Source organism: Pseudoalteromonas sp. NZS100 (genome assembly GCF_015864815.1).
GTDB lineage: Bacteria > Pseudomonadota > Gammaproteobacteria > Enterobacterales > Alteromonadaceae > Pseudoalteromonas > Pseudoalteromonas distincta.
This window is the reverse complement of the sequence record NZ_JADYWM010000023.1, coordinates 30,490-54,710: the sequence shown is the minus strand read 5'-3', so window position 1 is coordinate 54,710 and position 24,221 is coordinate 30,490. Positions and strand designations below refer to the sequence as shown.

The following is a 24,221-nucleotide window of genomic DNA, read 5'->3' as shown; positions in this document are numbered from 1 at the left end:
TTATTAATGGATGTATAAAAGGAGCCAATCGGCTCCTTTTTTACTTAGCGAGAACGCTTATTAGGCTGAATCTTCACCTGTTTTATCATATTCTCTTTTACTTCAAGTACTTCAATAGGGTAGCCCGCAATACGTAGACTAATATTTGCATCGGGAATATCTTCCAAGTATTCAACAATTAAACCACTCAAAGTTTTTGGGCCGTCTAGTGGGAAATCCCAACCCATCTCTTTATTTAAATCGCGTACGTTAGCGCCGCCATCTACAATACAAGAGCCATCAGTTTGTGTTTCTACTTCTTCGCTTGGCGTACGAGTTTGTGTAGTTGTAAAATCGCCAACAACTTCTTCTAAAATATCTTCAAGCGTTACTAAACCTTGAATATCGCCATACTCGTCTACTACTAAGCCAATACGCTCTTTAGACTGCTGAAACTTTAACAGCTGAGTGTTAAGTGATGTTCCCTCTGGGATAAAGTAAATTTCGCGTACAGCACGCAGCAACGATGGTTTATCAAATTGCTCTTTTGTAAGTAGACGAAGTGCATCTCGAGAGTGAATAAAGCCTACTGCGTCATCTATATTGTCGCGATACAACAACACGCGAGTATGTTGTGCATGGGTAAGCTGGCGACTAATTAGTTTCCAATCATCATTAATATCAATAGCCACAATTTCGTTACGTGGGATCATGATATCTTCAACGGTTACTTGCTCTAAATCTAAAATTGAAGTCAGCATACTTTGATGGCGAGCAGGGATAAGTGCGCCTGACTCATTGAGCACTGTTTTTAATTCTTCTTTGCTCATGCTGTGCTCGTCGATTTGAGCGGCACTAATACCAAATAATCGCAATATCCCGTTGGTCATCCAGTTAACGATAACAACAAAAGGAAAAAGAATTTTTAGTAACCCTTTAAGTATTATTGAGCTTGGAAAAGCAACTTTTTCAGGATAGAGGGCAGCAAGAGTTTTAGGTGTTACTTCGGCAAATATAAGCACGACTAAAGTTAACACACCCGTAGCGATAGCAATACCAAGGTCACCGTAAAGGCGAATACCTATAATGGTAGCAACTTGAGCTGCAGCTATATTGACAAGATTATTGCCAATTAAGATTAAACCGATGAGCCTATCTGGACGGCTAAGTAATTTACTGACTCGTTTAGCTGCACGATGATCCTCTTTAGCGAGGTGTCGCAGGCGTATACGATTGATTGACATAATTCCGGTTTCTGAACCAGAAAAATAAGCAGAAAAAAGCACCAAAAAACCTAAAATGATAAATAGGGTACTTGTCGATATGTCGTCCAACGATGGATCCTTTTCTTATAAATCAATGCGTATTAAGCTAGAGTGAGCAAGCAGAGTCAAGTTAAAACTTATTTAGTATCACTTCTTGTATGAAACGGCTGCCAAAATATGCGAGTGTGAGGACAAATGCAGCGACCATGATCGTAATAACCACAGGTTTACCGCGCCAACCCTTTTTCATATGCCCGATGGCTACAATGGCAAAAATAGCCCACGCAACTAACGACAATATCGTTTTATGAATGAACTCTTTAGCAAACATCCCATCAAGAAATACAAACCCCGAGAGTAATGCGAACGTGAGTAATATGGTGCCTAAATTAAGGAGTTGGTAAAGCTGGCGCTCAACAACCATCAAAGGCGGAAGGTGACTATGCACAATTGCTAAATCTTTACGTTTTAAACGTTTATCAATAAAGTAGAACTGTACACCATATAAAGTAGCAATAATTAAAATACAGTAGGCCAATAGGGACAAGGAAATGTGTGTTACTAAGCCAACCTCAATATTAATGCTTTGCAGTAAAATATGATGAGGAATAAACAAACTGGCAATTGTAAGTAAAGCACCAAAACCATAAACAACGGGCAATAATAAAGTGGCAGGGAACTTTAGCGACACAGCTGTTACTGAAACTACAATAACCCAGCATGTTAAAAGGGAGACGTTTACAATACTTAAGTCTTGACCGTCGGATCTAAAAACAGAGTTAACTAACAGCAGCATATGCGCCACTATAGCAACCGTGCTCAATATGACGGTTACCTTTTGGCTAGGGCCTTGTTGATGAAACAGGCGTGAGAGCACGTGAGACGTTGCTAACACATAAAATAAACTGGCAATAATAGTTAAACTAATAATCAGCATTGTGCTTGGGCCACTTAATTTGAGACAAAATAATCCTTGTTGTTATATAGCCATTGTATTTTATAGCAAAGCAAATGCATAGACCTTAAAAAAAGAAACTCAACAAGGTGCACTTGAACACTGTATTGTAAGACGCCATATACGGTATACTACTTTTAATTGAAACTTAATAAGTCAATCCTGGTTAATTGAAAATCAAACTAACCGCAAAATTTTAATGGATTGATATAAACGTCTTATCGGAACCGTTACATGTTTGAGAACCTCCAAGAACGATTAGGTAAAACCTTAAAAAATATCAGTGGCCGTGGCCGTCTGACTGAAGACAACATAAAAGACACACTTCGCGAAGTGCGTATGGCATTTTTAGAAGCCGATGTGGCACTGCCTGTTGTTCGCGAGTTTGTAAAACAAGTTAAAGAACGTGCAGTTGGGGTTGAAGTTACAAAAAGCTTAAGCCCAGGCCAAGTATTTATAAAAATAGTGCGTGAAGAACTAGAAAAAGCAATGGGTGAGGCCAATGAAGAGCTAAGCCTAAATGCACAACCGCCAGCCGTTGTTATGGTAGCGGGTCTGCAAGGTGCGGGTAAAACCACCAGTGTAGCTAAGCTTGCTAAGTTTTTAAAAGAACGCAAAAAGAAATCAGTGCTTGTAGTAAGTGCCGATGTTTATCGCCCCGCTGCGATTAAACAGCTAGAAACGCTTGCTACAGAAGTTGACGTTGATTTCTTTCCAAGTGATATTTCGCAAAAGCCAGTGGATATTGCAAACGCTGCAATTTCTCATGCTAAAAAGAAATTTATAGATGTAGTACTTGTTGATACCGCAGGTCGTTTACATGTTGACAGCAACATGATGGACGAGATTAAAGATCTTCACAAAGCAATCAACCCAATTGAAACTTTATTCGTTGTTGATGCAATGACGGGTCAAGATGCGGCAAATACAGCTAAAGCATTTGACGAAGCCCTGCCACTAACCGGTGTAATATTAACAAAAACCGATGGTGATGCACGTGGTGGTGCTGCTTTATCTATTCGTCATATCACAGGCAAACCAATTAAATTTATGGGTGTGGGTGAGCGTACTGACGCACTCGAGCCTTTTCATCCAGACCGTATAGCGTCGCGTATTTTAGGTATGGGTGATGTACTTTCATTAATCGAAGAAGTCGAAATGAAAGTAGATAAAGAGCAAGCTGCCAAAGTTGCTGAAAAAGTATTTAAAGGTGCCGGTTTTACCCTTGACGACTTTGCTGATCAATTAAAGCAAATGAAAAACATGGGTGGCATGATGTCGATGCTTGATAAGCTCCCTGGTATGTCTAACTTACCAGATGCTGTTAAAGGCCAAATGGGTGACAAAACATTTATCCAAATGGAAGCTATTATTAGCTCAATGACTAAAAAAGAGCGCGCACGTCCAGAAATCATCAAAGGTTCACGTAAAAAACGCATAGCAGCTGGCTCTGGTACACAAGTACAAGAGATTAATAAGTTGCTTAAGCAGTTTACGCAAATGCAAAAAATGATGAAAAAGATGAAAGGTAAAGGCGGCATGACCAAAATGATGCGCGGTATGAAAGGCATGTTACCACCTGGGATGATGGGTGGCGGTGGTCCTAAGTTTTAAAAAATACTTTTGAGTTATTTTTTAAAATAATAGCGAATCATATTTAAAGGAGCAAATAGCTCCTTTTTTGTTGAATAAATTATGCATGTAATACACCTTTAACCCTAATTTGTCGTTGAGATCACGGTTTAACCTACTAAACTGTCTTTTTGCTTCACTTCTTACTTGCGTTATTGCCAAAAACTCGTACAATTCCCCAGCTCCCCATTCTGGGGAGTAAATCTTATTAATGAAAACAGTCAATCTTTATAGAGGACGGTATGGTAACTATTCGTTTGCAACGTGGTGGCGCTAAAAAACGCCCTTTCTATCAAATTGTGGTTGCGGATAGCCGTTTCTCGCGTGACGGTCGCTTCATCGAGAAAGTAGGCTTTTTTAACCCAATTGCTTCAGGTCAAGAAGAAAAAATTCGTTTAGATTTACCACGTGTTGAACACTGGGTAGGTCAGGGCGCATCTCTTTCAGATCGCGTAGCTAAGTTAGTAAAAGACGCTCGTAAAGCGGCTTAATAGGCGTAAGTGTAACCATGAGTCAAGAGAACACCTCATCAATAATTGTCGTAGGAAAGCTCGGTGCCCCATATGGTATAAAGGGCTGGCTTAAGGTACATTCATTTACTGATGATCCCGTAGGGATCTTCGATTTCAGCCCGTGGTTGATAGGGCAGCAAGGTAAATGGCAGTCCTTAGAAGTGGTCGACTGGCGTCGCCACAACAAAGGCTTTATCGCTAAATTTGCGCAGATAAACGACCGAGACGAAGCAATGGCTTATACCCATGCTGAAATCTCAATGGATGCAGCGCATTTACCAGAACTTCCGCAAGGTGAGTTCTATTGGCGAGATCTCATTGGCATGTCTGTTGTAACCGATAAAGGTTATAGCTTAGGCATTGTTGATGACCTTATGGAGACAGGGTCAAATGACGTACTAGTTGTGAAAGCAAACAGTAAAGACGCATTTGGTCAAGCTGAACGTTTGATTCCTTTTTTAACTGATTCAGTTATTAAAGAAGTTAAATACGACGCAAGAGAAATTACCGTAGATTGGGATCCAGGGTTTTAATGACGCAAACTAGTTCATTATGGGTAGGGGTGATAAGCCTTTTTCCAGACATGTTTGACGCTATTACAGACCAAGGTGTTACCGGTCGCGCAGTAAAAAATGGTTTAATTGATTTTAACTGTTGGAATCCGCGAGACTACGCTTTAGATAAGCATAGAACCGTAGATGACCGTCCTTACGGGGGCGGACCAGGTATGTTAATGATGGTTGAGCCATTAAAAAAAGCGATTGCCGAAGCTAAAAAAGCAGCTGGTGATGGCGCTAAAGTAATTTATATGTCCCCGCAAGGGCGCAAACTTGATCAGCAGGGCGCTAGCGAACTCGCTAACTCTAATAAACTGATTTTGATTGCCGGTCGCTATGAAGGTATAGATGAGAGAATAATAGAATCATATGTTGACGAAGAATGGTCAATTGGTGATTTTATTTTGAGTGGTGGTGAACTACCTGCCATGACATTAATTGACGCAGTAGCGCGATTAGTGCCAGGTGTGTTAGGTCATAACCAGTCAGCAGAACAAGATTCGTTTTCGGATGGCTTGTTAGATTGTCCACACTATACACGACCAGAAACATTGGACGACAAACAGGTTCCTGCTGTATTACTCAGTGGAAATCACCAAGAGATAGCAAAGTGGCGGCTTAAGCAGTCATTAGGTAGAACTTGGTTACGACGTCCTGACTTGTTGCATAACCTAGCTCTGACTGAGGAGCAAGCGGTATTACTCGCAGAATTTCAGCAAGAGTACCAAAAAGCTTGTGGCTAGAAGACAGTTACACCTAGGAAAGTGAGAAACATAATGGCAAAAGTAAACCAAAATATTATTAAAGCGCTTGAAGATGAGCAGCTTAAAACAGACGTACCTGCATTTGGCCCTGGTGATACAGTGGTTGTACAGGTAAAAGTAAAAGAAGGTGCTAAAGAGCGTCTACAGGCCTTTGAAGGTGTTGTAATCGCTAAGCGTAATCGTGGTCTTCACTCAGCATTCACAGTTCGTAAAATTTCGAACGGTGAAGGTGTTGAGCGTGTATTCCAAACGCACAGCCCTCTTATTGATAGCGTAGCAGTTAAGCGTCGCGGTGCAGTTCGCCGTGCTAAGCTTTACTACCTACGTGAGCGTTCTGGTAAATCTGCACGTATTAGAGAAAAACTTAACTAATACGCGCTGTTTATCAACGCAAAAAAACGGGTTGCATCCTTTGGGTTGCAACCCGTTTTGGTTTTAGAATATTATTTTCTCAATTCTCAATTCTCAATTCTCAATTCTCAATTCTCAATTCTCAATTCTTATTTCCTCATTAGTAAAATTTAAGCTTTAGCCTTTTATCAGTTAGCTGATCCTGTTAATATTTATCGTATTGATTAGTTTACTTTTATGTAAATTTATATTTACGTTATTTGTTTTTTAAGGTGGTATGAACGTGGCTGACATAAGTGATTTAGCACAGCTGAGAGAAGGTATAGATGAATGCGACGCACAACTTGTTGCCTTACTTGCTAAACGTAATGGTATTACGCAAAAAATTGGTGAGATAAAACAACAAACAGGCGCGCCTTTACATGCACCTAATCGTGAAGCAGAGCTATTAGCGGCAAGAAGACAAGAAGCAATAAATCAAAATGTAAGCCCCGATCTCGTTGAAGATATACTAAGACGCATGATGCGAGAAGCCTATCAAAACCAACAAGCAAAACTTGCATGTGCAGCGCCAGAACTTTCGCCAATTGTTATTGTAGGTGGCCAAGGTGCTATGGGGCAGCTATTTGCTCAGCAGTTTATTCGCTCAGGTTACGAAGTTAAAGTTTTAGATAAAGATCAGCAAAACGATGCGCAAAATATTTTAAAAGGTGCCAAGCTGGTAATGATTAGCGTACCAATTAATGCATTGGACGCAGTAGTTGCTAAGTTACCTAAACTAGATGATGACTGTTTACTAGTTGATATTACATCGGTAAAGCAATCGCCTATCAAAGCACTAAAAGCTGCGCATAGCGGCCCTGTGGTTGGTTTGCATCCTATGTTTGGCCCTGACATATCACACTGGGTAAAACAAACAGTCGTTGTATGTGAAGGGCGAGAGCACCAAGCGGCAAAAGGCTTGTTACAGCAGTTACAAGTATGGGGTTGTCAGCTTGTTGAGCTTGATGCTAAAAAGCACGACGAAGCAATGCAAATTATTCAGGTTATGCGCCATTTAACAACATTTGTGTACGGACAGTTTTTAGCAAAACAAAGTCATACACTAGAAGAGTTACGTAGTTGCTCGTCACCTATATATCAACTAGAGCTAATGATGGTAGGGCGTTTATTTGCGCAGTCGCCGGAGTTGTACTCAGATATTATGTTAGCGCAATTCGATGATGTAGAGAGCCTGCTCGCACAATACCAAGACACTTTTGCAAGTACATTGGAAAAATTAAAAGCAGGAGATAAAGCAGCGCTTATTGATTCTTTTGCGCAGGCGAAAGTTTACTTTTCTGACTCAACAGAGCACTTTTTAACACAAAGCCGAAGCTTATTAAATAAAGCGAATGATTCAAAAGTTTTAGACTAATACTTGTCACTTTTTACTAAAAAGGGCCGATATCGGCCCTTTTTATTTTATGGAAGTGTGTATTAGGTATTAACGCTTACTGCCTGCAATGATTCGCTTTGATAGCAGCCTAAAATACGCACATATTGGGTGTGTTCTTTAAGTTCTTCTAGCGCTTCTTTTACTTGGCTATCAGCTAAGTTTGCTTCAAGATCCACATAAAATACTTCTTCCCACGGATTGCCCGGAGTTGGGCGCGACTCAAGTTTTACTAAATTAATCTTATGCTGTTTAAAAATCATCAACGCATCCGCTAGTGAGCCCGCTTGCTGTTTTGTCGACATGATTAAACTAGTTTTAGTTGGAATTTGGTTAGACACTTGCAGAGGTTTGCGCGCAACAACAATAAAGCGGCTATGGTTTTCGCTTTGATTAGCAAGGTTTGATTTGATGACTTCAAGGCCGACATTTTTTCCTGCTTGTGCAGAGCCAATTGCAGCACTATTTGGTGTGTTTAGAGCTGATTGTAATGCGCTTGATGTAGAGTCACATGTTTCGTGTTGTAAATCACCTAAGCCTTGCAAAAAACGGCTGCACTGTGCAAATGGTTGTGGGTGTGCAAATACTTTTGTTAGTTGGCTAAGTTCAGTATCAGGGTTTGCGAGTAAGCAATGCTCTACACTGTGAGTGACTTCTCCAACAATAGAGACTTGTGCGTGCTGTAATAAGTCAAATACTTCGTTAATGCTACCAGAGCTTGTGTTTTCAATCGGTAATAAACCAAAATCAGCTTGGCCGTTTTCTACTTTACCTGTTATTTCGTCAAACGATGTACAGCCAATTTCAATTAATTTACCAGGGCGGCGACTAAAGTATTTATGACATGCAAGCTGGCTATAAGAACCCTGACCACCTAAGTAAGTTACACGGTGTGTTTCACTCAGTGCGTCTGGATTAAGGTTTTTTTGTAACATTGCTTGTTGGTGTAAAACTGAATCTTCCAAAATAGTTTGAAACACATTATTTACGTAGTAAGCATCTAAACCCAGTGACTTACCATAACCAATTAATTTTTCTAGAAGCGCGAGTTCACGTGCTTCATCGCGAATTGGCTTGTTGTTGGCGATTTTATATTCAACCACACCGTGGCTAATGCGACGGCGTTTAGCTAATAACACGAGTAAGTCGGAGTCTATTTCATTTATATCGTGTCTTAGCGCATTTAATACATCATTTGTCATTTTGGTATCCTCATTCCAAAAGTAGGCTGTTATTACACAGCAAAAACAAAAAAGCCTCCCGGTTGGGAGGCTTTACTATTCGATTGATTTTATCTCACAAACAGGGAAGCCTCTTCTATATAAAGAAGCTAAAAAACGAAATAAAAGTGCGAGAGATAAATATGTTCATAAGGTTAATGTATGGAGAGTTGCCAACAATGTCAATAAAGATCTAAATAAGCTTAGGGTACTATTTATTTACCTTAGGTGGTTATTATAGAAACTTTACAAATAATTTATAAATATGAATGCGGATCTGGTATATTTCGTTAACTGGTTCAAATAATAACAATTATTAATAATTAAGGTTGACCCGTGGTTTACAGACGGCCTCCATCTCGTTTTGGATTGAATTCTTTAAGTGTAAAACTTTCACTGCTTATATCTGCTATTTGTTTAATAGCAGGGGTATGTGCGGCTGCCTTAATGCTTAAATCTGAAGAGAAACAACTTGTTTTTGAAGAACATGAGGTGTTAAAAAGCTCTACAGATTTATTAGTGAAGCAGTTTAATGAGCGTATTAAAACAAAAATAAATATTGCTCAGCAAGCTAATAACGTAGTAACAGAGCAGCTTTTTCAATCTAATTCACCAATTAATTTAGGTAATAAATCACAGTTACAGTTTAATAGCGATGGTACCATTCGAAGTGCCTCGGCTGACGGATTATCAGCAGCATTTTTACCACAGCAAAATTACTCTCCTTTTTATAAACGCCTATTTAATGATTCTGAAATGTTATGGCGTATAATTTCTCCGACTCTGGTACACGACTTTTTTAACTTTTATTTAATTACCGATGACGATTTCATTCGTGTTTCTCCTCCAAACTGGGCATTAAATGCACCAGCCGAGTTTAGAGTTACGCAAGGTACAACGTATAAATATATTAAAAGTATGTTGGGGTCAGAGCGAGAGCCTGCATGGTCAAAAGTTTATTACGATACAGTATGGCGAAAGTGGGTTATTAGCTTATTAGTGCCGGTGTATGTTGATAACGAGTTTTTAGGTGTAACGGGAAGCGATATTTCCCTTAACAAACTTATTTCATTTTTACCTGTTGGCGATAAAGAAAAACACTTACTTGTATTTGATAGTAAAGGGCAATTGTTAGCCCATCCCAATCTAAACCCTGCATTATTAGCTGACTATGGTAGTGACAATAAAGCACTCGCTACTAACGAATTTGTAAACCCAGAACTGCAGTCAATTATTGACGATGCAATTGCGGTGAAGTTACCAGAATATGCCAATTCATTTGAACAAAATGATGAAGCTCACATTATTAATATTCGTAAAATTGATGATTTAGATTGGTACATAGGGGTTTATAAAAAACGTTCATCAACGTTATCTGCGTTACAAGATTTAAAACTGAAGTTTTTTGGACTCTTTATTTTATACGCAATATTAGTTGCCTTATTGCTGCATCAGGCGCTTTATCAACTAGTACTTCGCCGTTTACATACTTTAGTTTATGCAGTAACAAGCTTTGGTAAAGGTCAGCTAACAACAGAGTTTCCGCCAGAAAACAAAGATGAGATTGGTACCCTTAATGGCTCATTTAGAGACATGACGGTAGAAATCCGCAAGCTTATTGATGGTTTAAACCAAAGAATTACAGAAAAAGAAATTGCTGAAAAAGCAGCTAATCGTTTATCTAAAGCGGTCGCGTTCTCGGGCACCGGGGTTGTGATCACCGATGAAAATTTTGTCATTGAGTACGTAAACCCCAAAATGCTCGAAATGACAGGCTATCCAGAAAGCCATTTTAATAGAGCACCACTACTTAATATTATTGCCTCAGAAATGTCTATTTTAGTTGAAGATATAGACATAGATCTACGCAGCCGTAATTACTGGCGCGGGGACACATTAATAGCTGGTTTAAACAAAGAGCCAATTTGGGTGTCTTTAAGTGTTTCGCCAATTCGTGAAGAGGGCGGTGAAATAACCAGTTATGTAGCATCAGCACAAGATATTTCGTTTGTAAAAGAAAGCCAGCGTAAAATGGAACAACTGGCTTACTTTGACACCCTTACGGGACTTGCCAACAGAACATTTTTTAGAATGCAATTGCGTAAATCAATGGCATTAGCAGAGCGCGGGCATTATGCATTTGCTTTGTTTTACTTTGATTTAGACGAATTTAAGCGTATTAACGACACATTAGGCCACGATGCTGGCGATCAATTATTAATTGAAGTGGCAAACAGACTTAAAAAACGTTTACGAGCCGAGGACACCATAGCGCGCTTAGGTGGTGATGAATTTGCAGTGTTGCTCAGTGGTATAGAAAGCCAAGCTCACGCGGCTGATGTTGCCAATACAATTCAAAAAACACTGAACGTGCCTATAAAACTAGGTAGCAATGAAGTTATTGTCAGTGCAAGTATTGGTATAACTATGGCTCCTTACGACAGCTTAGAGGAAGATCAGTTACTCAAACATGCTGATTTGGCAATGTATGAGGCAAAAGCAAAAGGACGTAATACCTTCCACTTTTATAGCCAAGAATTAAATGCGGCCGCAAATGAGCGTTTATTTATTGAAAATGAGTTACGTATAGGGCTCAAAGAAAAGCAATTTGTAGTTTACTACCAACCTCAAGTTGATAGCCGTACTCATCAGGTCGTTGGTTATGAAGCGTTATTAAGATGGTTCCACCCAACAGAAGGCGCAATCCCTCCAGATAAATTTATTCCTATTGCAGAAGCGACAGGCCTTATAGTTGAATTAGGTGAATGGGTGCTTCAAGAGTCTTGTGATTTTGCCGTAAGATTGGCAGAACAAGGTCTAGAAAATAATATATCGATAAACTTATCGGCCCGCCAGTTTAAAGACTCAAGCTTAGTTACAACACTGAGCAAAATGATAATTAAGTCGGGTGTTTCAGCAAAGCGCCTTCATTTAGAGCTGACCGAAAGCATGTTAATGGGTAATGTAGAGGCAGCCATTACACAATTGCACGAGCTTAAAGCATTAGGCATATCTATTTCTATTGATGACTTTGGTACAGGTTATTCGTCGCTCAGTTACTTAAAACGATTCCCGGTTGATATATTGAAAATTGACCGTTCATTTGTAAAAGATATCCCAGAGGATACAAATGATATGGAAATCACTGCAGCTATTATTGCCATGGCGCAAAAGTTAAAGCTAGACGTGGTCGCAGAAGGGGTTGAGACAATAGAGCAGATGCAGTTTTTACAAAATAATAATTGCTTCGTTGTGCAAGGCTATTATTTTAGTAAGCCAATTGCTGAGCACGAACTACCGAATTTGTATGAAAGGTTAAATGAACTCGCAAATAGCGAAGTAACTAGTTAATAAAATTGCGGGTTAACCACCCGCAATTTTAACTTTAAATTTTAACGCTTCTAAAATGCCTTTTAGTTTATCTCGGTCATCACCTTGTACTTCAATAATGCCTTCTTTTACTGCGCCGCCTTGGCCCATTTTGCTTTTTATAGTTTTAGCTAACTTTTTTAAATCGTGATCTTTTGGATCAATGCCAACAACTAGCATTACGCCTTTGCCTTTACGCCCTTTTGTTTGACGCTCAATGCGAATAAAACCATCTTTAAAAAGTTTAGCGTGCAACTCTTTTTCTGGTTTCGGCTGGTCAATGCGACCCGTACTGGTTGAATATACTAAGTGACTATCACTCATACCTTACCTTTGTGGATAAAAATGAATTAAATGCTGGTGTAAATGATAGCAAATTTGAAGTTGTGTGTTTTTCTTTTTGCTAAATACTTTTAACAGGTTATATTTAGTTCAAAGGAAATATTATTGGAGTTTACTATGAGTTTAACTAAGAATGAATCAGTCGATGGCACTACATTAACAATACAAATTAAAGGTAAGTTTGATTTTAATTTAGTGCAATCTTTTCGCCAAGCTTATGCTCAAATGAGCGAAAAAACAGTAAAGGTTATTATCGATTTAAGAGAGACTGATTATATGGATAGTTCAGCACTTGGCATGTTACTTAACATGAAAAAAACCATTGATAGCCAAGTAAAAACCATCGAAATAAGTAATTGCCAGCCTCAGCTTAGAAAAATCCTACAAATTTCACGTTTTGATAAAAAGTTTGATATTAGCTAATGATACATGTGTTGATTGTTGACGATCAGGCGCTCAATCGCATTTTACTAAGTAAAATGCTTGAGCAGGAAGGCTACAAAATTTCAGTGGCTTACAATGGGCTAGATGCACTTAATGTACTTAAAAGAGAGCAAATAGACATTGTATTACTCGATGTTTTAATGCCCGTAATGGATGGTTTTGAAGCCGCTGAAAAAATAAAGCAGCAGTATAGTGAAGTTTACTTACCGATTATTTTTATAACCTCCTTAGACGATCAAGCAAGTTTTGAGCGGTGCCTCGAAGTCGGTGGTGATGACTTTATTCATAAACCATTTGAAAAAGTTATTTTGCACGCAAAAATTAAAGCACATAGCCGCACCAGAGAGCTGAGTAAAAAATCAAATCAACAAAAAAAACTGCTTGAATATCATCACAATCAAATTGAACGTGAACACGAAATAATTGAGCATATTTTTAATAACTCATTAGAGAATCAGGGTAAGTTTAAAGAATACCTCGATTTTAATTTATCGCCGGCGTCTATGTTTAACGGCGATATGTTTTTAGTGGCGCAAAGTCCAATAGGCAATCTGTATTGCATGTTGGGAGACTTTACAGGGCACGGCTTAGCGGCAGCTATTGGTGCATTACCTATCTCTCGTGTTTTTTATACTATGGTACAAAAAGGCATGGCGATTAATGATATTGCCTGTGAGCTAAATACATTGCTTTACAACCTTCTACCTGGACACATGTTTTGTGCTGCAACCATTATAGAGCTTAGTGCATCCGGTAAAAGTATTTCTGCATGGATGGGCGGCCTGCCAGATGCGTACCTAATAGATAAAGACGGTAATGTAAAACAAACATTAGAATCGCAACATATGGCGCTGGGGATTTTAGACGATCAAGAATTTGAGTATGAAGTTATTCACTTTGAAACAAATAGTAATACACGCCTAGTATTAGCAACCGACGGTATTATAGAAACAGCAAACAAAGAAGATACATTTTTTGGGGAAGAGCGTTTTTTACAAACCTTAAAAAGTAAATCGATGATTAGTAGCGAAGATATAGTGGCTGACGTTACTAAGTTTGCTGATGGCACTAAACAGCAAGATGATTTAAGCATTGTTTTACTAAACTGCCTGCCTTTAGTTCCTGAGGAGCAAGAGCGAGAGGCATTCTCTACTTTAGCGTTTAATTTATCTTTGAGTTTAAACTCAGAACAAATAAAAAAAACAGACCCCGTTTACGACGTTGTTAATATTTTAAGCAGTGTTGGGGGGCTAAACGCCCATCGTTCTAATATATTTTTACTGTTGTCTGAGGCTTATAACAATGCGCTTGATCATGGTGTACTAGGGCTTAACTCAGAGATTAAAAAACAAGAAGACGGCTTTTTTCGATATTATGAATTAAGAGAGGCAGCTCTTGCTAAACTTACAGATGCGATGATTATTATTGATATGCGCTATTGCCCCGACACGCTCAGTTTATATTTCATTATTTGTGATTCAGGCCGAGGGTTTAGTAGTAAGCACGATGAGTTGGCAAAGGTTAATAATGAATTTGGTAGAGGGGTGTCTTTACTAGAAGAAATAGCCGAAAAGGTAACTTATAACGCCAGCGGTAACCAAGTTGAAATGTGCTACAAGTTGAGCTAGCTCTGCAAAAATATCCATGCTATTATTCTCGAAACTTTAGATGTATGGATGGCCAAATGATTTCTTCTTACCTAAAACAAGCACAACTAAGTGCTAATCCAGCTTTGATTTCAACAGAGCTTGAAAAGCTTGAGCTACATTTAGCAAACACAGCTTTGCCTGATGTATGTTGGGAGTATCAAATACCTGAGCTTGGCGAGGGCGGTGCGTGTAGTTTATTTGGTTACCTACAAGATGAGCCATTCAAATTAACTGACTATCTTAAAAATGATGAGCAAACACAGTTCAATCTAGCTAATTTACAAAGTATTGTGAGCTACATTGAGCAACAAACAAGTGTTGATTGGTATGGTATTTATCAATCAACTAATACTAGTGAAGGTAAACAACTATTAAAGTTGGCTTATCATGGTGCGCCTAGTCGTCCGTTGTTCCCTTTAACGCAAGCATTTGCGGCAGGTAGTAATAACGTACAGGTTGCGCTGTCTCACAAGGGCCGTATTATTAATAACGTTGAAGAGTACTTATCACAAGGTGGTGAATACTACACATGCGATCCTAAAGTTAAATCAGAAACCTGCTTACCTTTATTTAATACACAAAATGAATGTGTTGGTATTGTAGATGCTGAAGCCTTTAAAAATGATTTTTTTGATGAAAAGACGCTTGCCGTTTTAATTGCATGTTGTATTAAAATTCCTCACTTTCTAGTGTAAATAACGCTAGTCAACATGATGTGCTTTTATGTTAAGCTTAGCTTAACAGCTAACCCCTAAATAACGATAAGAGATAGCCAATGTTCTCAGTATTAAAACCATTACCAACAGATCCTATTCTTGGCCTTATGGCGGCCTATAAACAAGATACAAACCCTAATAAAATTGATTTAGGTGTAGGTGTCTACAAAGATGAGCAAGGCAATACACCGGTTCTTAAAGCGGTTAAAAAAGCTGAAGCGTTTCGTCTTGAAAACGAAATGAGCAAATCTTACATTGGTTTAGCGGGTAACTTAGATTACTGCCAAAAGATGGAGCAGTTACTACTAGGCGAACATCAAGCATTGCTAGCAAATCGCGTACGTACCGCGCAAGCGCCAGGTGGTACGGGCGCACTTCGCGTTGCAGCTGAATTTATTAAGCGTTGCAATGCAGATGCAACAGTATGGGTAACTAACCCAACATGGGCAAACCATATTAGCTTGTTTGAAGCTGCAGGCTTAACAGTAAAAGAATACCCGTATTACGATTACGAAAATAAAGACTTACTGTTTGATGAAATGATCAACACACTTAAACAAGTGCCTAAAGGTGATGTGGTTTTAGTGCATGCATGTTGTCATAACCCAAGCGGTATGGACTTAAACGAAACACAGTGGAACACAGTTGCCGAACTTGCAAAAGAAGTTGGCTTTACACCACTTGTTGATATTGCATACCAAGGCTTTGGTGCTTCACTTGAAGAAGACGCACGTGGCTTACGTATTTTAGCTGATGCAGTAGAAGAGCTAATTATTTGTTCTTCATGTTCTAAAAACTTTGGCTTATACCGCGAGCGTATTGGTGCATGTTCACTAATTGCAAAAGATAGCGCAACAGCAGATATTTCAAACTCTGTAATGCTAAGCGTTGTACGTAGTATTTACTCAATGCCGCCAGCGCATGGTGCTGATATTGTTAATACTATTTTAAGCAGTACAGAGCTTACACAATTATGGCACTCTGAGCTTGATGAAATGCGTAGCCGCATAAATGGCTTACGTAGTTTAATTAAGGAAAGCTTAGCAACTAAAGATATTGCGCAAGACTTCTCATTTATTGAACGCCAAAACGGTATGTTTTCTTTCTTAGGTATTAATAAAGAGCAAATTGCTCGCCTACAAAAAGAATATGGTATTTACATTGTTGGTTCTAGCCGCGTAAATGTTGCAGGTGTTAGCCAGTCAAATATTGAATACTTTTCAAATGCTGTAGCTGACGTTTGTAAATAAACGCAGTTAATATAAAAAAACCGCACATCTAATGATGTGCGGTTTTTTTATTATCTAAATTAAAACAAAAAGATTTAACCGATAGCAGGGATTAGCCCCGCCATTTGCATAAACTGCGCAGCAATAATCGTTATGCCACATATAGCTGCTATGCCAAGCCCAACATTCCCACTTTTAACTTTATAGCCTGTTTTACTTGATGTTGTACGCTGTTTATAAACCATTGCTACAGGCAAAAATATTGCAAGTACGACAAGTGCTATTGCAGCGTAACCTAAAGCCATAATAAAGCCTTGAGGATAAAATAATGCAAAGCCAAGCGGCGGAATAAACGTAATTAAGGCCGTTTTAATTCGGTCCGTTTTATTGTCACCTTTTTTAAATGTATCAGCAAAAAAATCAAATAACCCTAAACTCACCCCTAAAAATGATGTCGCAAGTGCTAAATCAGCAAATAACTTAACGGCCGTTGCTACACTTGGGTTATGCGCAATACTTGCCACGCTTGATACAAAGCCACTAAGGCCTTGGCTGTTGAGTAAGTCAGCTTGGCTCATAATGCCTTGGCTAAGTAGTTGCCAAAAAATATAAATGACTAAAGGCAGGGCGGCTCCAGCAATCATTACTTTGCGCAGTACTTTTATTTCTACACCAACATATTTAACAATAGAAGGAATAGAGCCATGAAAGCCAAACGAAGTAAATATAACCGGTATAGCTGAAAGGATTAACCCTTGCTCTACAGGCATCTCTAATAAATGCTTACCTTGTACATAAGGGGTTAGCATGTAAAACAAACTAGCTAATACAATAATTTTTATTGTAAATAACACTCTATTTAGTTTATCTACCTTGCTAGTGCCCAGCGTTACCACACTTGCAATAATAACAGCGAGGATCACAGAGCCAAACTGTGGGGCTATATTTACATCAAAGCCTATATTTATACGCGCTTGAAGTTGTGCACCACCACCTGCAATATAAGCAGCGCATAAAGCGTAAAATAAAAAAACCATCGAAAAATTCGCGATGTATTGTCCGCGCTTTCCAAGCCATAATTTAGCCAACGTATTTAACGTTGCATCGCGTGGTGCATATTGGTGTAGCTCTAGCATGAGTAGTGCGGTGTAGGTCATTAGTAACCAGCTAGCAATTATCAATGCAAGCGCAGTACTAAACCCAAGCCCGGCAGATGCTATTGGCAATGCCAACATACCTGCACCAATAGTTGTGCCTGCAACAATTAACATGCTTCCAGTTGTTTTATTTTTAAGCACTTAATTACCTTAATTATTATTAATATACATGCACGATATAACTAGTTACTCAAATCTCAAATAGTTTTGTAATAAAAGAGCGGTATTAAAATGTAACTTACAATTTACAACTGTATTTATTAAGGACTTGTATGCATTTAAAAGTATTAAAATAGGGTGGTGAGGGTATAATTTTATATACGTTGGATTGCGTTATAAAACGCTAAGGATTGGCATGTGCCGGTAAAAGTATCGTATTTTTTTATGGTTCTCATTTGGTCTACTACACCTCTGGGGATTGTGTGGAGCAGTGAAACAGTATCGCCAACGCTTGCTGTATTAATGCGTATGCTGGTGGGGTTGTTTTTAGGTGGTTTAATTGTTGCCATAACAAACATTAGAGTACCTTGGAGCAAAAATGCGTGCTTACTTTATTTTTATTCGAGTATAGGTATTTTTGGCGGTATGTTACTGAGCTATATGGCAGCTAAAACAGTCCCTTCGGGTATTATTTCGCTTATGTTTGGCCTTGCACCTATCTTGTCGGGGTTGCTTGCTCAGCAGTTATTAAATGAACCTAAATTTAGCCCGATTAAATTAGTGGCGTTAGCGTGCGCCTTAATCGGCTTATATTTTGTTAGTTATAACCAAGTACAAAACTCGCAAACTCAAGGCCTCGGGTTACTTTATGTGTTTATGGCTGTCTGCTTTTTTAGCTTAAGTGGTGTGATGATCAAGCGTGTACAGATTGCGATTCATCCTATGGCGACAACATTTGGTGCCTTAGTTTTTGTAACCCCACTCTTTTTTATTGCTTGGTGGTTATTAGATGGTCAGTTGCATATACAGAACTGGAGTGCAAAATCATTGTGGGCAATTGGTTATTTAGGTGTGTTTGGATCTTTAGTTGGGGCTTTGGCGTATTTTCATGTACTGCAAAATCTAAATGCGAGTACGGTATCACTTACTACGCTCATAACTCCTAGCTTTGCGTTAGGCTTAGGAGCTTGGCTAAACAATGAGCCATTAAGCCAGGAGCTAATAATTGGTGCGGTTATTATTTTAATTAGCCTAGGCTTTTTCCAATTTGGTGATAAATTTTTAAAGCGAAAGAGAGTAAGCGCAAATTAGTTTTACTGCATTTTTTCAATTTGGTGATAAGTTTTTAAAGCTAAAGAAAGTAAACACAATTAGTTTTACTACATTTTCTCTATTTGAATAATTAAACGACGGTTTTTGTCTCGGCCTAAAATGTTATCGTTATTATCAACAAAGCGTTTTTCGCCTAAGCCGGTGGTTTGCACTTTTGCTTCATCGACACCCAAGCTCACCATATAATCTTTTATAGTTTTGGCGCGCTTGCGCGATAAATCTAAGTTATTCCAGCGGCCGCCATAGCTATCAGTGTATGAGTCAATACTAATGGACTCTATGCTTGCATCATTTTTTAAATACTCAGCAATTTTATCAAGGCGTTGTTGCGACGATTTAGTTAATTTACTGCTGTTAGATTGATAGTTCATTACAGTAAACGAAATATCTTCAAAGCTGTAAGGGAGTAGCTCATCGCGGCATTGTAAAAAAGCCCAGTAAGCTTGTTTAAAGTTTACACTCGATATACCAACGGCAATTTTATCGGCACTGTTTTGCCAGTCTTGATAATAAAAAGTAGGGTAGTAGCCTTTTTCAAGCTCGCTAAGCATCTCCCATGCGGTTTTATTGCCCAGCTCGCCATCAAACTTTTTAAGTAATTTCATATTTGCAATATCGCGAGCCGGTAAGCCTGCACGCCAAGACGGTGGCACGGCTTTTAAACCAGCAATTGCGTAGTTATCTGGGCGTACAACCATATCTAAATTAAACGTTAAGTTTTTATTTTTACTTGCTGAAGCTTTAAAAATAGCTTCCCCATAATAAGGAACTTCATGATTTAATTGGCATTGTAAGCGCGTTGTTTTAACGACTTCCCAGTTGGAGTTGTCTTGGGTTGCTGTATATTGGCGCATAGCAGCTTGCGAGTGAGTACTGCAAAGCACTGCACTTATACTAAGGCTAATAAATAACAACTTATACTTCATGGTGCTCTCCAGCTATCCGGGAATGCCAATAATTTGGCAAATTAACGACTGCAATGATTAGTTTGCTCTCTACGTAACTAACTTATAAGTTAAAGCAAGTTATGTGCCTACAATTTTAAAGCAATAAATACTTAAATCCCCTAGCCTAGGGGGCATCAATTTTGACATAATAGTCAGCTTACACGTATAAACAAAGAAGACTATGGCAAATACTGAGCAAACACCTTTCGCAAAACGCTTTCGTGGATTTTTTCCTGTTGTTATTGATGTTGAAACTGCAGGTTTTAACAAAGAAACAGATGCCTTGTTAGAAATAGCAGCTTCTGTTTTAAAAATGGATGACGAAGGACTGCTCAGCATAGATCATACTGTTCATTTTCATGTGCAGCCATTCGAAGGCGCTAATATTGAACAAGCAGCCATCGACTTTAACGGTATAGACCCGTTTTCACCATTACGTGGCGCAGTACCTGAAGACGAAGTAATTAAAGAAATATGTAAAGTAGTACGCAAAGCGCAAAAGGCCGCTGGGTGCCAACGCTCAGTTATAGTGGCGCATAATGCCGCATTCGATCATGGCTTTTTAAATGCAGCAATAGAGCGTAATAACATTAAGCGTACGCCATTTCATCCGTTCGTAAGCTTTGATACAACATCTTTAGCGGGTTTAGCGTTAGGGCAAACTGTATTAGCAAAAGCATGTAGAGCGGCAGGTATCGAGTTTGATAACAGCCAAGCACACTCAGCGCTTTACGACACAGAACGTACAGCTGAGCTTTATTGCTTAATAGTAAATCGCTGGCAGCAATTAGGTGGTTGGCCATTAGCGCCAACTGATGATTGCGACGCTAATGCCGAAGTTGAAACTGATACACAAAATAACGAAGAAACTAAAACGTCTGAGTAATTTTACCCTCAGTTAGCTTAACTAGGTGGGGCGGGTAAATACGCGAAAATTGTTTAGAATCTTTCGCTATTTTAAGCTCCACACCAGGGTGCATTAATTCATTTACTTTTAAACGACTACTGGCAAGTAATTGCACTATTTTTTGCTTAATAAGTAGTTTTTGACGATGAATATGCGCAGAGCGTATTTTTATATGCTTTTCATTTTCAGTTATTTTATTCATGAATTGCTGGCGCTGAGCAGCCCCCGCAATTTTACTCGCTTTTTCACGAGCCTGTTGTAAAGCGGTTACTTTAGTCGCAAGTACTTTTTCAAAATCGGTTATTTGTGTTTGCTTTTGGCGAAGCTCAAACCAGAGTTGCGCTAAAAATACGCGCGTTTTAGTACCGGCTGGCGCGCCTAGCTCACCCGTTTCAATGCGCATAGCATCTAAAATATTACCGCCAATAATTTTACCTCGCGGATCATTTGCTTTGCCTACACGTATTAACCGCCTAGCACTTAAATCACAATGTAGAGCTTGGCGTTCAATAAATAAATCTTGTTCGGATTTAATATTGCAGTACTGAGCATAACCAATAGAAATAGTTCGCTGAGCGGTTATAGAGCATGTAAATGCTTCCTCGCCTTCACGTTTTCTACCAATTGCGCCAAGCATAATGGTTACCGCACTTTTACTTTCAACAGCTCCTGATTCTACAAAACCCAGTACCGTAATATCACCATTGGCTTTTACACGCATGCCGTCTTTAATATCGCCAGTAATAATTACGCTACCATCAAAATCAACGTGGCCTGTACTTACATCTACGTTATCAAAGCATAAAACGTCATCTACACGCATACCTCGGGGTAGGGCAACGGGCACACCTTTGCAGTCGGCAATAAGCATATTAGGATTATTAGGATCTACTTTTGTACCTTCGAAAGGCTGGAGTTGGTGATCTGTACCTGGTTTTGCACTAATTGAATCGCCAAATACCGTATAGCCATCTTCTCCAGGGGTAGCGGCAATACGCTGCATTAAGGGAGTACCAGGTTTTACGGTGATAATAGCGCCAAGGTTTTTCATATCAACCTTACCACCTTCCTTAGCTTGTGGGCTAAGCACACGGTCTTGGGCTGTTGAGCATAAACGCACAAATTTAGCATCGCTGCCATTTTTAGGATTACGCCCATGTGCAATTATGGCGCTATAAGAGCTTCCTGCTGGTTTTTCAAATTGCTGGCCTAAAAAGGTATCAAGCGCGCGTGGGCTTATTCCTTTTTTAACACCTGCATCAGCAAGCGCTTTTTGCGCACCTTCCATAGACAAAAGCGCACCACCTTTAGCGGTAGTTAATGTTGCTTCTGCGACCATGTTTTTTTCATCAATATTAATGACAAGCGACGCATCTACCGCTTTAGCAACGACAAGTGATACTTCCTGATAGTTTTTAGTTGGCGCAAAAAGCTTTCCAATATTGGCAATGACAGCTTCGTACTCACTAAACTCAGATTGTTCGAGCATTTGCGTAAGCTGAGTACTCGTAACAGGAAAGCCACTATCAATAGGGTGACTAACTAAAGAGACAAACCCTGTATTTTGATCAAATGAAAAAACCGACATTTATTAATTCCCTACTCTATGCCTGTTATTATTTTTGTTTTTTTACAACTAAAGGTTTAGAAATGACAAAAACCTTAACTCCTTATTTGAACACAGGTTAAACACATTGTTAAGCAAATGTTTATATGGGCTTGCATAAACTAAATTTTGGTTACTTAATGCTCGGTTAGTGCACGCAATTAAAATAAAGCGTTACTAGGCCTTGAGTATCAGTACTTTACTCAGTTATACTGTTTGCACGCTCTGAATTGAGTTACTAATTCAGGGGCTGATTAGGATTCGACGGAATTCAAGAAGCCCAAGGTGCATGTCGAGGTGCGGTTTGCCTCGTTAAACAGCCGCAACCTAAAGTAATCGCAAACGACGATAACTACTCTCTAGCAGCTTAGGCTGGCTAGCGCTCCTTCCATGTATTCTTGTGGACTGGATTTTGGAGTGTCACCCTAACACCTGATCGCGACGGAAACCCTGGCCGGGGTTGAAGCGTTAAAACTAAGCGGCCTCGCCTTTATTTACCGTGTTTGTCCGGGACTTAAAGGTTAATTAAATGACAATACTAAACATGTAGTACCGACGGTCGAGGCTTTTCGGACGGGGGTTCAAATCCCCCCAGCTCCACCAATAAAGGTTTTTGAACTCGTTATTCGAAAACCATAAGAAACCCGCAAATTTGTTAATCCAAATTTGCGGGTTTTTTTATGGAATTTATAAAATAGAGTTTAAGTATTTCTAATTGCGCGTAGCTTTATTTTTATTGCAATCACAAGCAGGCTAAATAACGACAGCATACTTATTAACAACGTTAGATTAAGTATGGAGTTACTTGGCTCGTAGGTAGTCACAGGAGAGTTGTTTGTAGTTTGCGAGTTTTGCTGTTGCCTAATATAGCTTTGGCTGATCCAATCTACCGCGTTTATCCATTGTACTTTGGCGGGATCAGTATTGTTTAGCTTCCCTATTGCATGTTTATCGTTATCTAAGCCTTTTGAAAGTTGTATCAGTTGCTGCCAAAATTCATTTTTAGGGCCTAGGTCGTCTATTTCTTGTAGGTGCTGTTGTAATTTATCGCCCCCCATTGTTTTTATATCAGCTTGTCCTGTACTTTGCGCGTAGCTATTTATTAGTGATGAAAAGCGACTAAAGTACTCATTACTTTTTTGTAGGGTAGGGTTAGCTGCTTGCTCGTTTGTTACTTTTTGTGTTGGTTGATTTAGGCTATTTTGATCAATCAAATATTGTTTATAGTTTTGGTAACTTAAGCTGTTTGTAGTTGTGTTATTTGTGGTTCCATTATTTAGAGTGCCAAAGTTGTTTTTAAGTGCATTAACACTGATCCCTACGCCTATTATGGTAATAATACAAAGTGCGCAATAGCAAAAGTACAATGCGCTTTTTAAAGTGTTACGCAGTAATTTATATTTATTATAACTTTGCTTAATAGCTGCAGCTGTATTAGGAGCTTCGTTTGTATCTAGGCGTTCGGTTTGTATTGAAATACTTTTGCCGTCAGTACTTTCACTAATGTGTTTATCTGTATTTTTGTTATGCTCAGTGAGTGCTATTTGATTATTTTTAGATTGAGAGGTTGCTGTAGAGAGTTGCGGTTCTACTTTAGTAATTAATCCTAGCTTTTTTAGTGAGGATTCTGTTTTAACAGCATCAATACTCGATAAGTCTTTTTTTAAAGCGTAAGCTTTTCCATCAAATAACTGAATAACAATATTATGAGGAATATTAAGAAGTTGGCTGAGTTGTTCTTGGGCAGAGGTAAGGTCAGTATTTTGATATAACTGACCATTAAAAACAATTTTAAATGTAGCGCTCACGTTAGTACCTTGCTTGTGTAATTCCATTTTTGGAATTTTATTTTTATTATTTGATACACAAAGCTAATTTAACAGATAAAGGGTATGCTTTCTAATGATTTGTGA

Annotated in this window: 21 protein-coding genes, 1 other RNA gene and 1 other annotated feature; of the genes, 14 read left to right on the top strand and 8 right to left on the bottom strand. The window is 38.9% G+C overall.

Features of this window, described 5'->3' with window-relative positions:
* Positions 1–44: 44 nt before the first annotated feature.
* Both I6E69_RS18190 and I6E69_RS18185 read right to left on the bottom strand, forming a co-directional pair.
* Positions 45–1,313, bottom strand: coding sequence for an HlyC/CorC family transporter (locus I6E69_RS18190; protein WP_002962198.1), 1,269 nt, complete (start codon positions 1,311–1,313; stop codon positions 45–47).
* A 61-nt stretch (positions 1,314–1,374) separates the two neighbouring features.
* Positions 1,375–2,181 (bottom strand): inner membrane protein YpjD, encoded by an 807-nt coding sequence (locus I6E69_RS18185; RefSeq protein WP_002962197.1) that lies wholly within the window; start codon positions 2,179–2,181, stop codon positions 1,375–1,377.
* 252 nt (positions 2,182–2,433) lie between these two features.
* On the opposite strand from I6E69_RS18185, the gene ffh reads away from it, so the two are divergent.
* From ffh to tyrA, 6 genes are all read left to right on the top strand, one after another.
* Positions 2,434–3,813, top strand: coding sequence for a signal recognition particle protein (ffh, locus tag I6E69_RS18180; RefSeq protein ID WP_002962194.1), 1,380 nt, complete (start codon positions 2,434–2,436; stop codon positions 3,811–3,813).
* A 260-nt stretch (positions 3,814–4,073) separates the two neighbouring features.
* Positions 4,074–4,322, top strand: a complete 249-nt coding sequence (gene rpsP / locus I6E69_RS18175) for a 30S ribosomal protein S16 (protein ID WP_002962192.1) — start codon at positions 4,074–4,076, stop codon at positions 4,320–4,322.
* A gap of 17 nt (positions 4,323–4,339) precedes the next feature.
* Positions 4,340–4,876, top strand: coding sequence for a ribosome maturation factor RimM (rimM, locus tag I6E69_RS18170; protein WP_024596584.1), 537 nt, complete (start codon positions 4,340–4,342; stop codon positions 4,874–4,876).
* Positions 4,876–5,643 (top strand): tRNA (guanosine(37)-N1)-methyltransferase TrmD, encoded by a 768-nt coding sequence (gene trmD / locus I6E69_RS18165; protein ID WP_002962190.1) that lies wholly within the window; start codon positions 4,876–4,878, stop codon positions 5,641–5,643. The genes rimM and trmD overlap by 1 nt, the downstream gene beginning before the upstream one ends.
* 33 nt (positions 5,644–5,676) lie before the next feature.
* Positions 5,677–6,036 (top strand): 50S ribosomal protein L19, encoded by a 360-nt coding sequence (gene rplS, locus I6E69_RS18160; protein ID WP_002962189.1) that lies wholly within the window; start codon positions 5,677–5,679, stop codon positions 6,034–6,036.
* Positions 6,037–6,298: 262 nt separating this feature from the next.
* Entirely contained in the window at positions 6,299–7,432 is a 1,134-nt protein-coding gene (tyrA, locus tag I6E69_RS18155; RefSeq protein WP_002962944.1) for a bifunctional chorismate mutase/prephenate dehydrogenase, read from the top strand.
* Positions 7,433–7,494: 62 nt separating this feature from the next.
* Here tyrA and I6E69_RS18150 read toward each other — a convergent pair whose 3' ends face one another.
* Positions 7,495–8,652, bottom strand: a complete 1,158-nt coding sequence (locus tag I6E69_RS18150) for a chorismate mutase (RefSeq protein ID WP_002962945.1) — start codon at positions 8,650–8,652, stop codon at positions 7,495–7,497.
* Between the two features lie 44 nt (positions 8,653–8,696).
* Positions 8,697–8,814, bottom strand: a sequence feature (Phe leader region).
* Between the two features lie 192 nt (positions 8,815–9,006).
* On the opposite strand from I6E69_RS18150, the gene I6E69_RS18145 reads away from it, so the two are divergent.
* Positions 9,007–12,021, top strand: coding sequence for an EAL domain-containing protein (locus I6E69_RS18145; RefSeq protein ID WP_138489444.1), 3,015 nt, complete (start codon positions 9,007–9,009; stop codon positions 12,019–12,021).
* Positions 12,022–12,033: 12 nt separating this feature from the next.
* Here the strand turns inward: I6E69_RS18145 and I6E69_RS18140 are convergent, their stop codons facing one another.
* Positions 12,034–12,363, bottom strand: coding sequence for a translation initiation factor (locus I6E69_RS18140; RefSeq protein WP_002962947.1), 330 nt, complete (start codon positions 12,361–12,363; stop codon positions 12,034–12,036).
* Positions 12,364–12,498: 135 nt separating this feature from the next.
* Here I6E69_RS18140 and I6E69_RS18135 point away from each other — a divergent pair, with 135 nt between their 5' ends.
* The 4 genes from I6E69_RS18135 (at position 12,499) to I6E69_RS18120 (ending at position 16,440) form a co-directional block, all read left to right on the top strand.
* The gene (locus I6E69_RS18135; RefSeq protein ID WP_002962948.1) at positions 12,499–12,804 is read left to right on the top strand and encodes an STAS domain-containing protein; all 306 of its coding nucleotides are present in this window, start codon (positions 12,499–12,501) and stop codon (positions 12,802–12,804) included.
* A complete protein-coding gene (locus tag I6E69_RS18130) occupies positions 12,804–14,453 on the top strand; it encodes a SpoIIE family protein phosphatase (RefSeq protein ID WP_002962949.1) in 1,650 nt (549 codons plus the stop codon). Before I6E69_RS18135 ends, I6E69_RS18130 begins: the two co-directional genes overlap by 1 nt.
* Before the next feature lie 56 nt (positions 14,454–14,509).
* Positions 14,510–15,169, top strand: a complete 660-nt coding sequence (locus tag I6E69_RS18125) for a GAF domain-containing protein (protein ID WP_039489449.1) — start codon at positions 14,510–14,512, stop codon at positions 15,167–15,169.
* 80 nt (positions 15,170–15,249) lie between these two features.
* Entirely contained in the window at positions 15,250–16,440 is a 1,191-nt protein-coding gene (locus tag I6E69_RS18120) for an amino acid aminotransferase (protein ID WP_002962951.1), read from the top strand.
* A gap of 74 nt (positions 16,441–16,514) precedes the next feature.
* On the opposite strand, the gene I6E69_RS18115 is transcribed toward I6E69_RS18120, so the two are convergent.
* Entirely contained in the window at positions 16,515–17,717 is a 1,203-nt protein-coding gene (locus I6E69_RS18115; protein ID WP_007581988.1) for an aromatic amino acid transport family protein, read from the bottom strand.
* 216 nt (positions 17,718–17,933) lie between these two features.
* Here I6E69_RS18115 and I6E69_RS18110 point away from each other — a divergent pair, with 216 nt between their 5' ends.
* Positions 17,934–18,827, top strand: coding sequence for a DMT family transporter (locus tag I6E69_RS18110; protein ID WP_024595662.1), 894 nt, complete (start codon positions 17,934–17,936; stop codon positions 18,825–18,827).
* Positions 18,828–18,895: 68 nt separating this feature from the next.
* Here the strand turns inward: I6E69_RS18110 and I6E69_RS18105 are convergent, their stop codons facing one another.
* On the bottom strand, positions 18,896–19,774 hold the full coding sequence (locus I6E69_RS18105; protein WP_024595663.1) for an OmpA family protein: 879 nt from the start codon (positions 19,772–19,774) through the stop codon (positions 18,896–18,898).
* Positions 19,775–19,976: 202 nt separating this feature from the next.
* Between I6E69_RS18105 and rnt the strand changes: the two genes are divergently transcribed.
* Positions 19,977–20,681, top strand: a complete 705-nt coding sequence (gene rnt / locus I6E69_RS18100; protein WP_197121831.1) for a ribonuclease T — start codon at positions 19,977–19,979, stop codon at positions 20,679–20,681.
* Here rnt and I6E69_RS18095 read toward each other — a convergent pair.
* Positions 20,665–22,290 carry a DUF342 domain-containing protein gene (locus tag I6E69_RS18095; protein ID WP_197121829.1) on the bottom strand — a complete coding sequence of 542 codons (1,626 nt, stop codon included), beginning with the start codon at positions 22,288–22,290 and terminating at the stop codon, positions 20,665–20,667. The genes rnt and I6E69_RS18095 overlap by 17 nt on opposite strands.
* A 264-nt stretch (positions 22,291–22,554) precedes the next feature.
* On the opposite strand from I6E69_RS18095, the gene ssrA reads away from it, so the two are divergent.
* Positions 22,555–22,911: a transfer-messenger RNA gene (gene ssrA / locus I6E69_RS18090) on the top strand.
* Positions 22,912–23,009: 98 nt separating this feature from the next.
* On the opposite strand, the gene I6E69_RS18085 is transcribed toward ssrA, so the two are convergent.
* On the bottom strand, positions 23,010–24,116 hold the full coding sequence (locus tag I6E69_RS18085) for a hypothetical protein (RefSeq protein ID WP_331459131.1): 1,107 nt from the start codon (positions 24,114–24,116) through the stop codon (positions 23,010–23,012).
* Positions 24,117–24,221 lie beyond the last annotated feature (105 nt).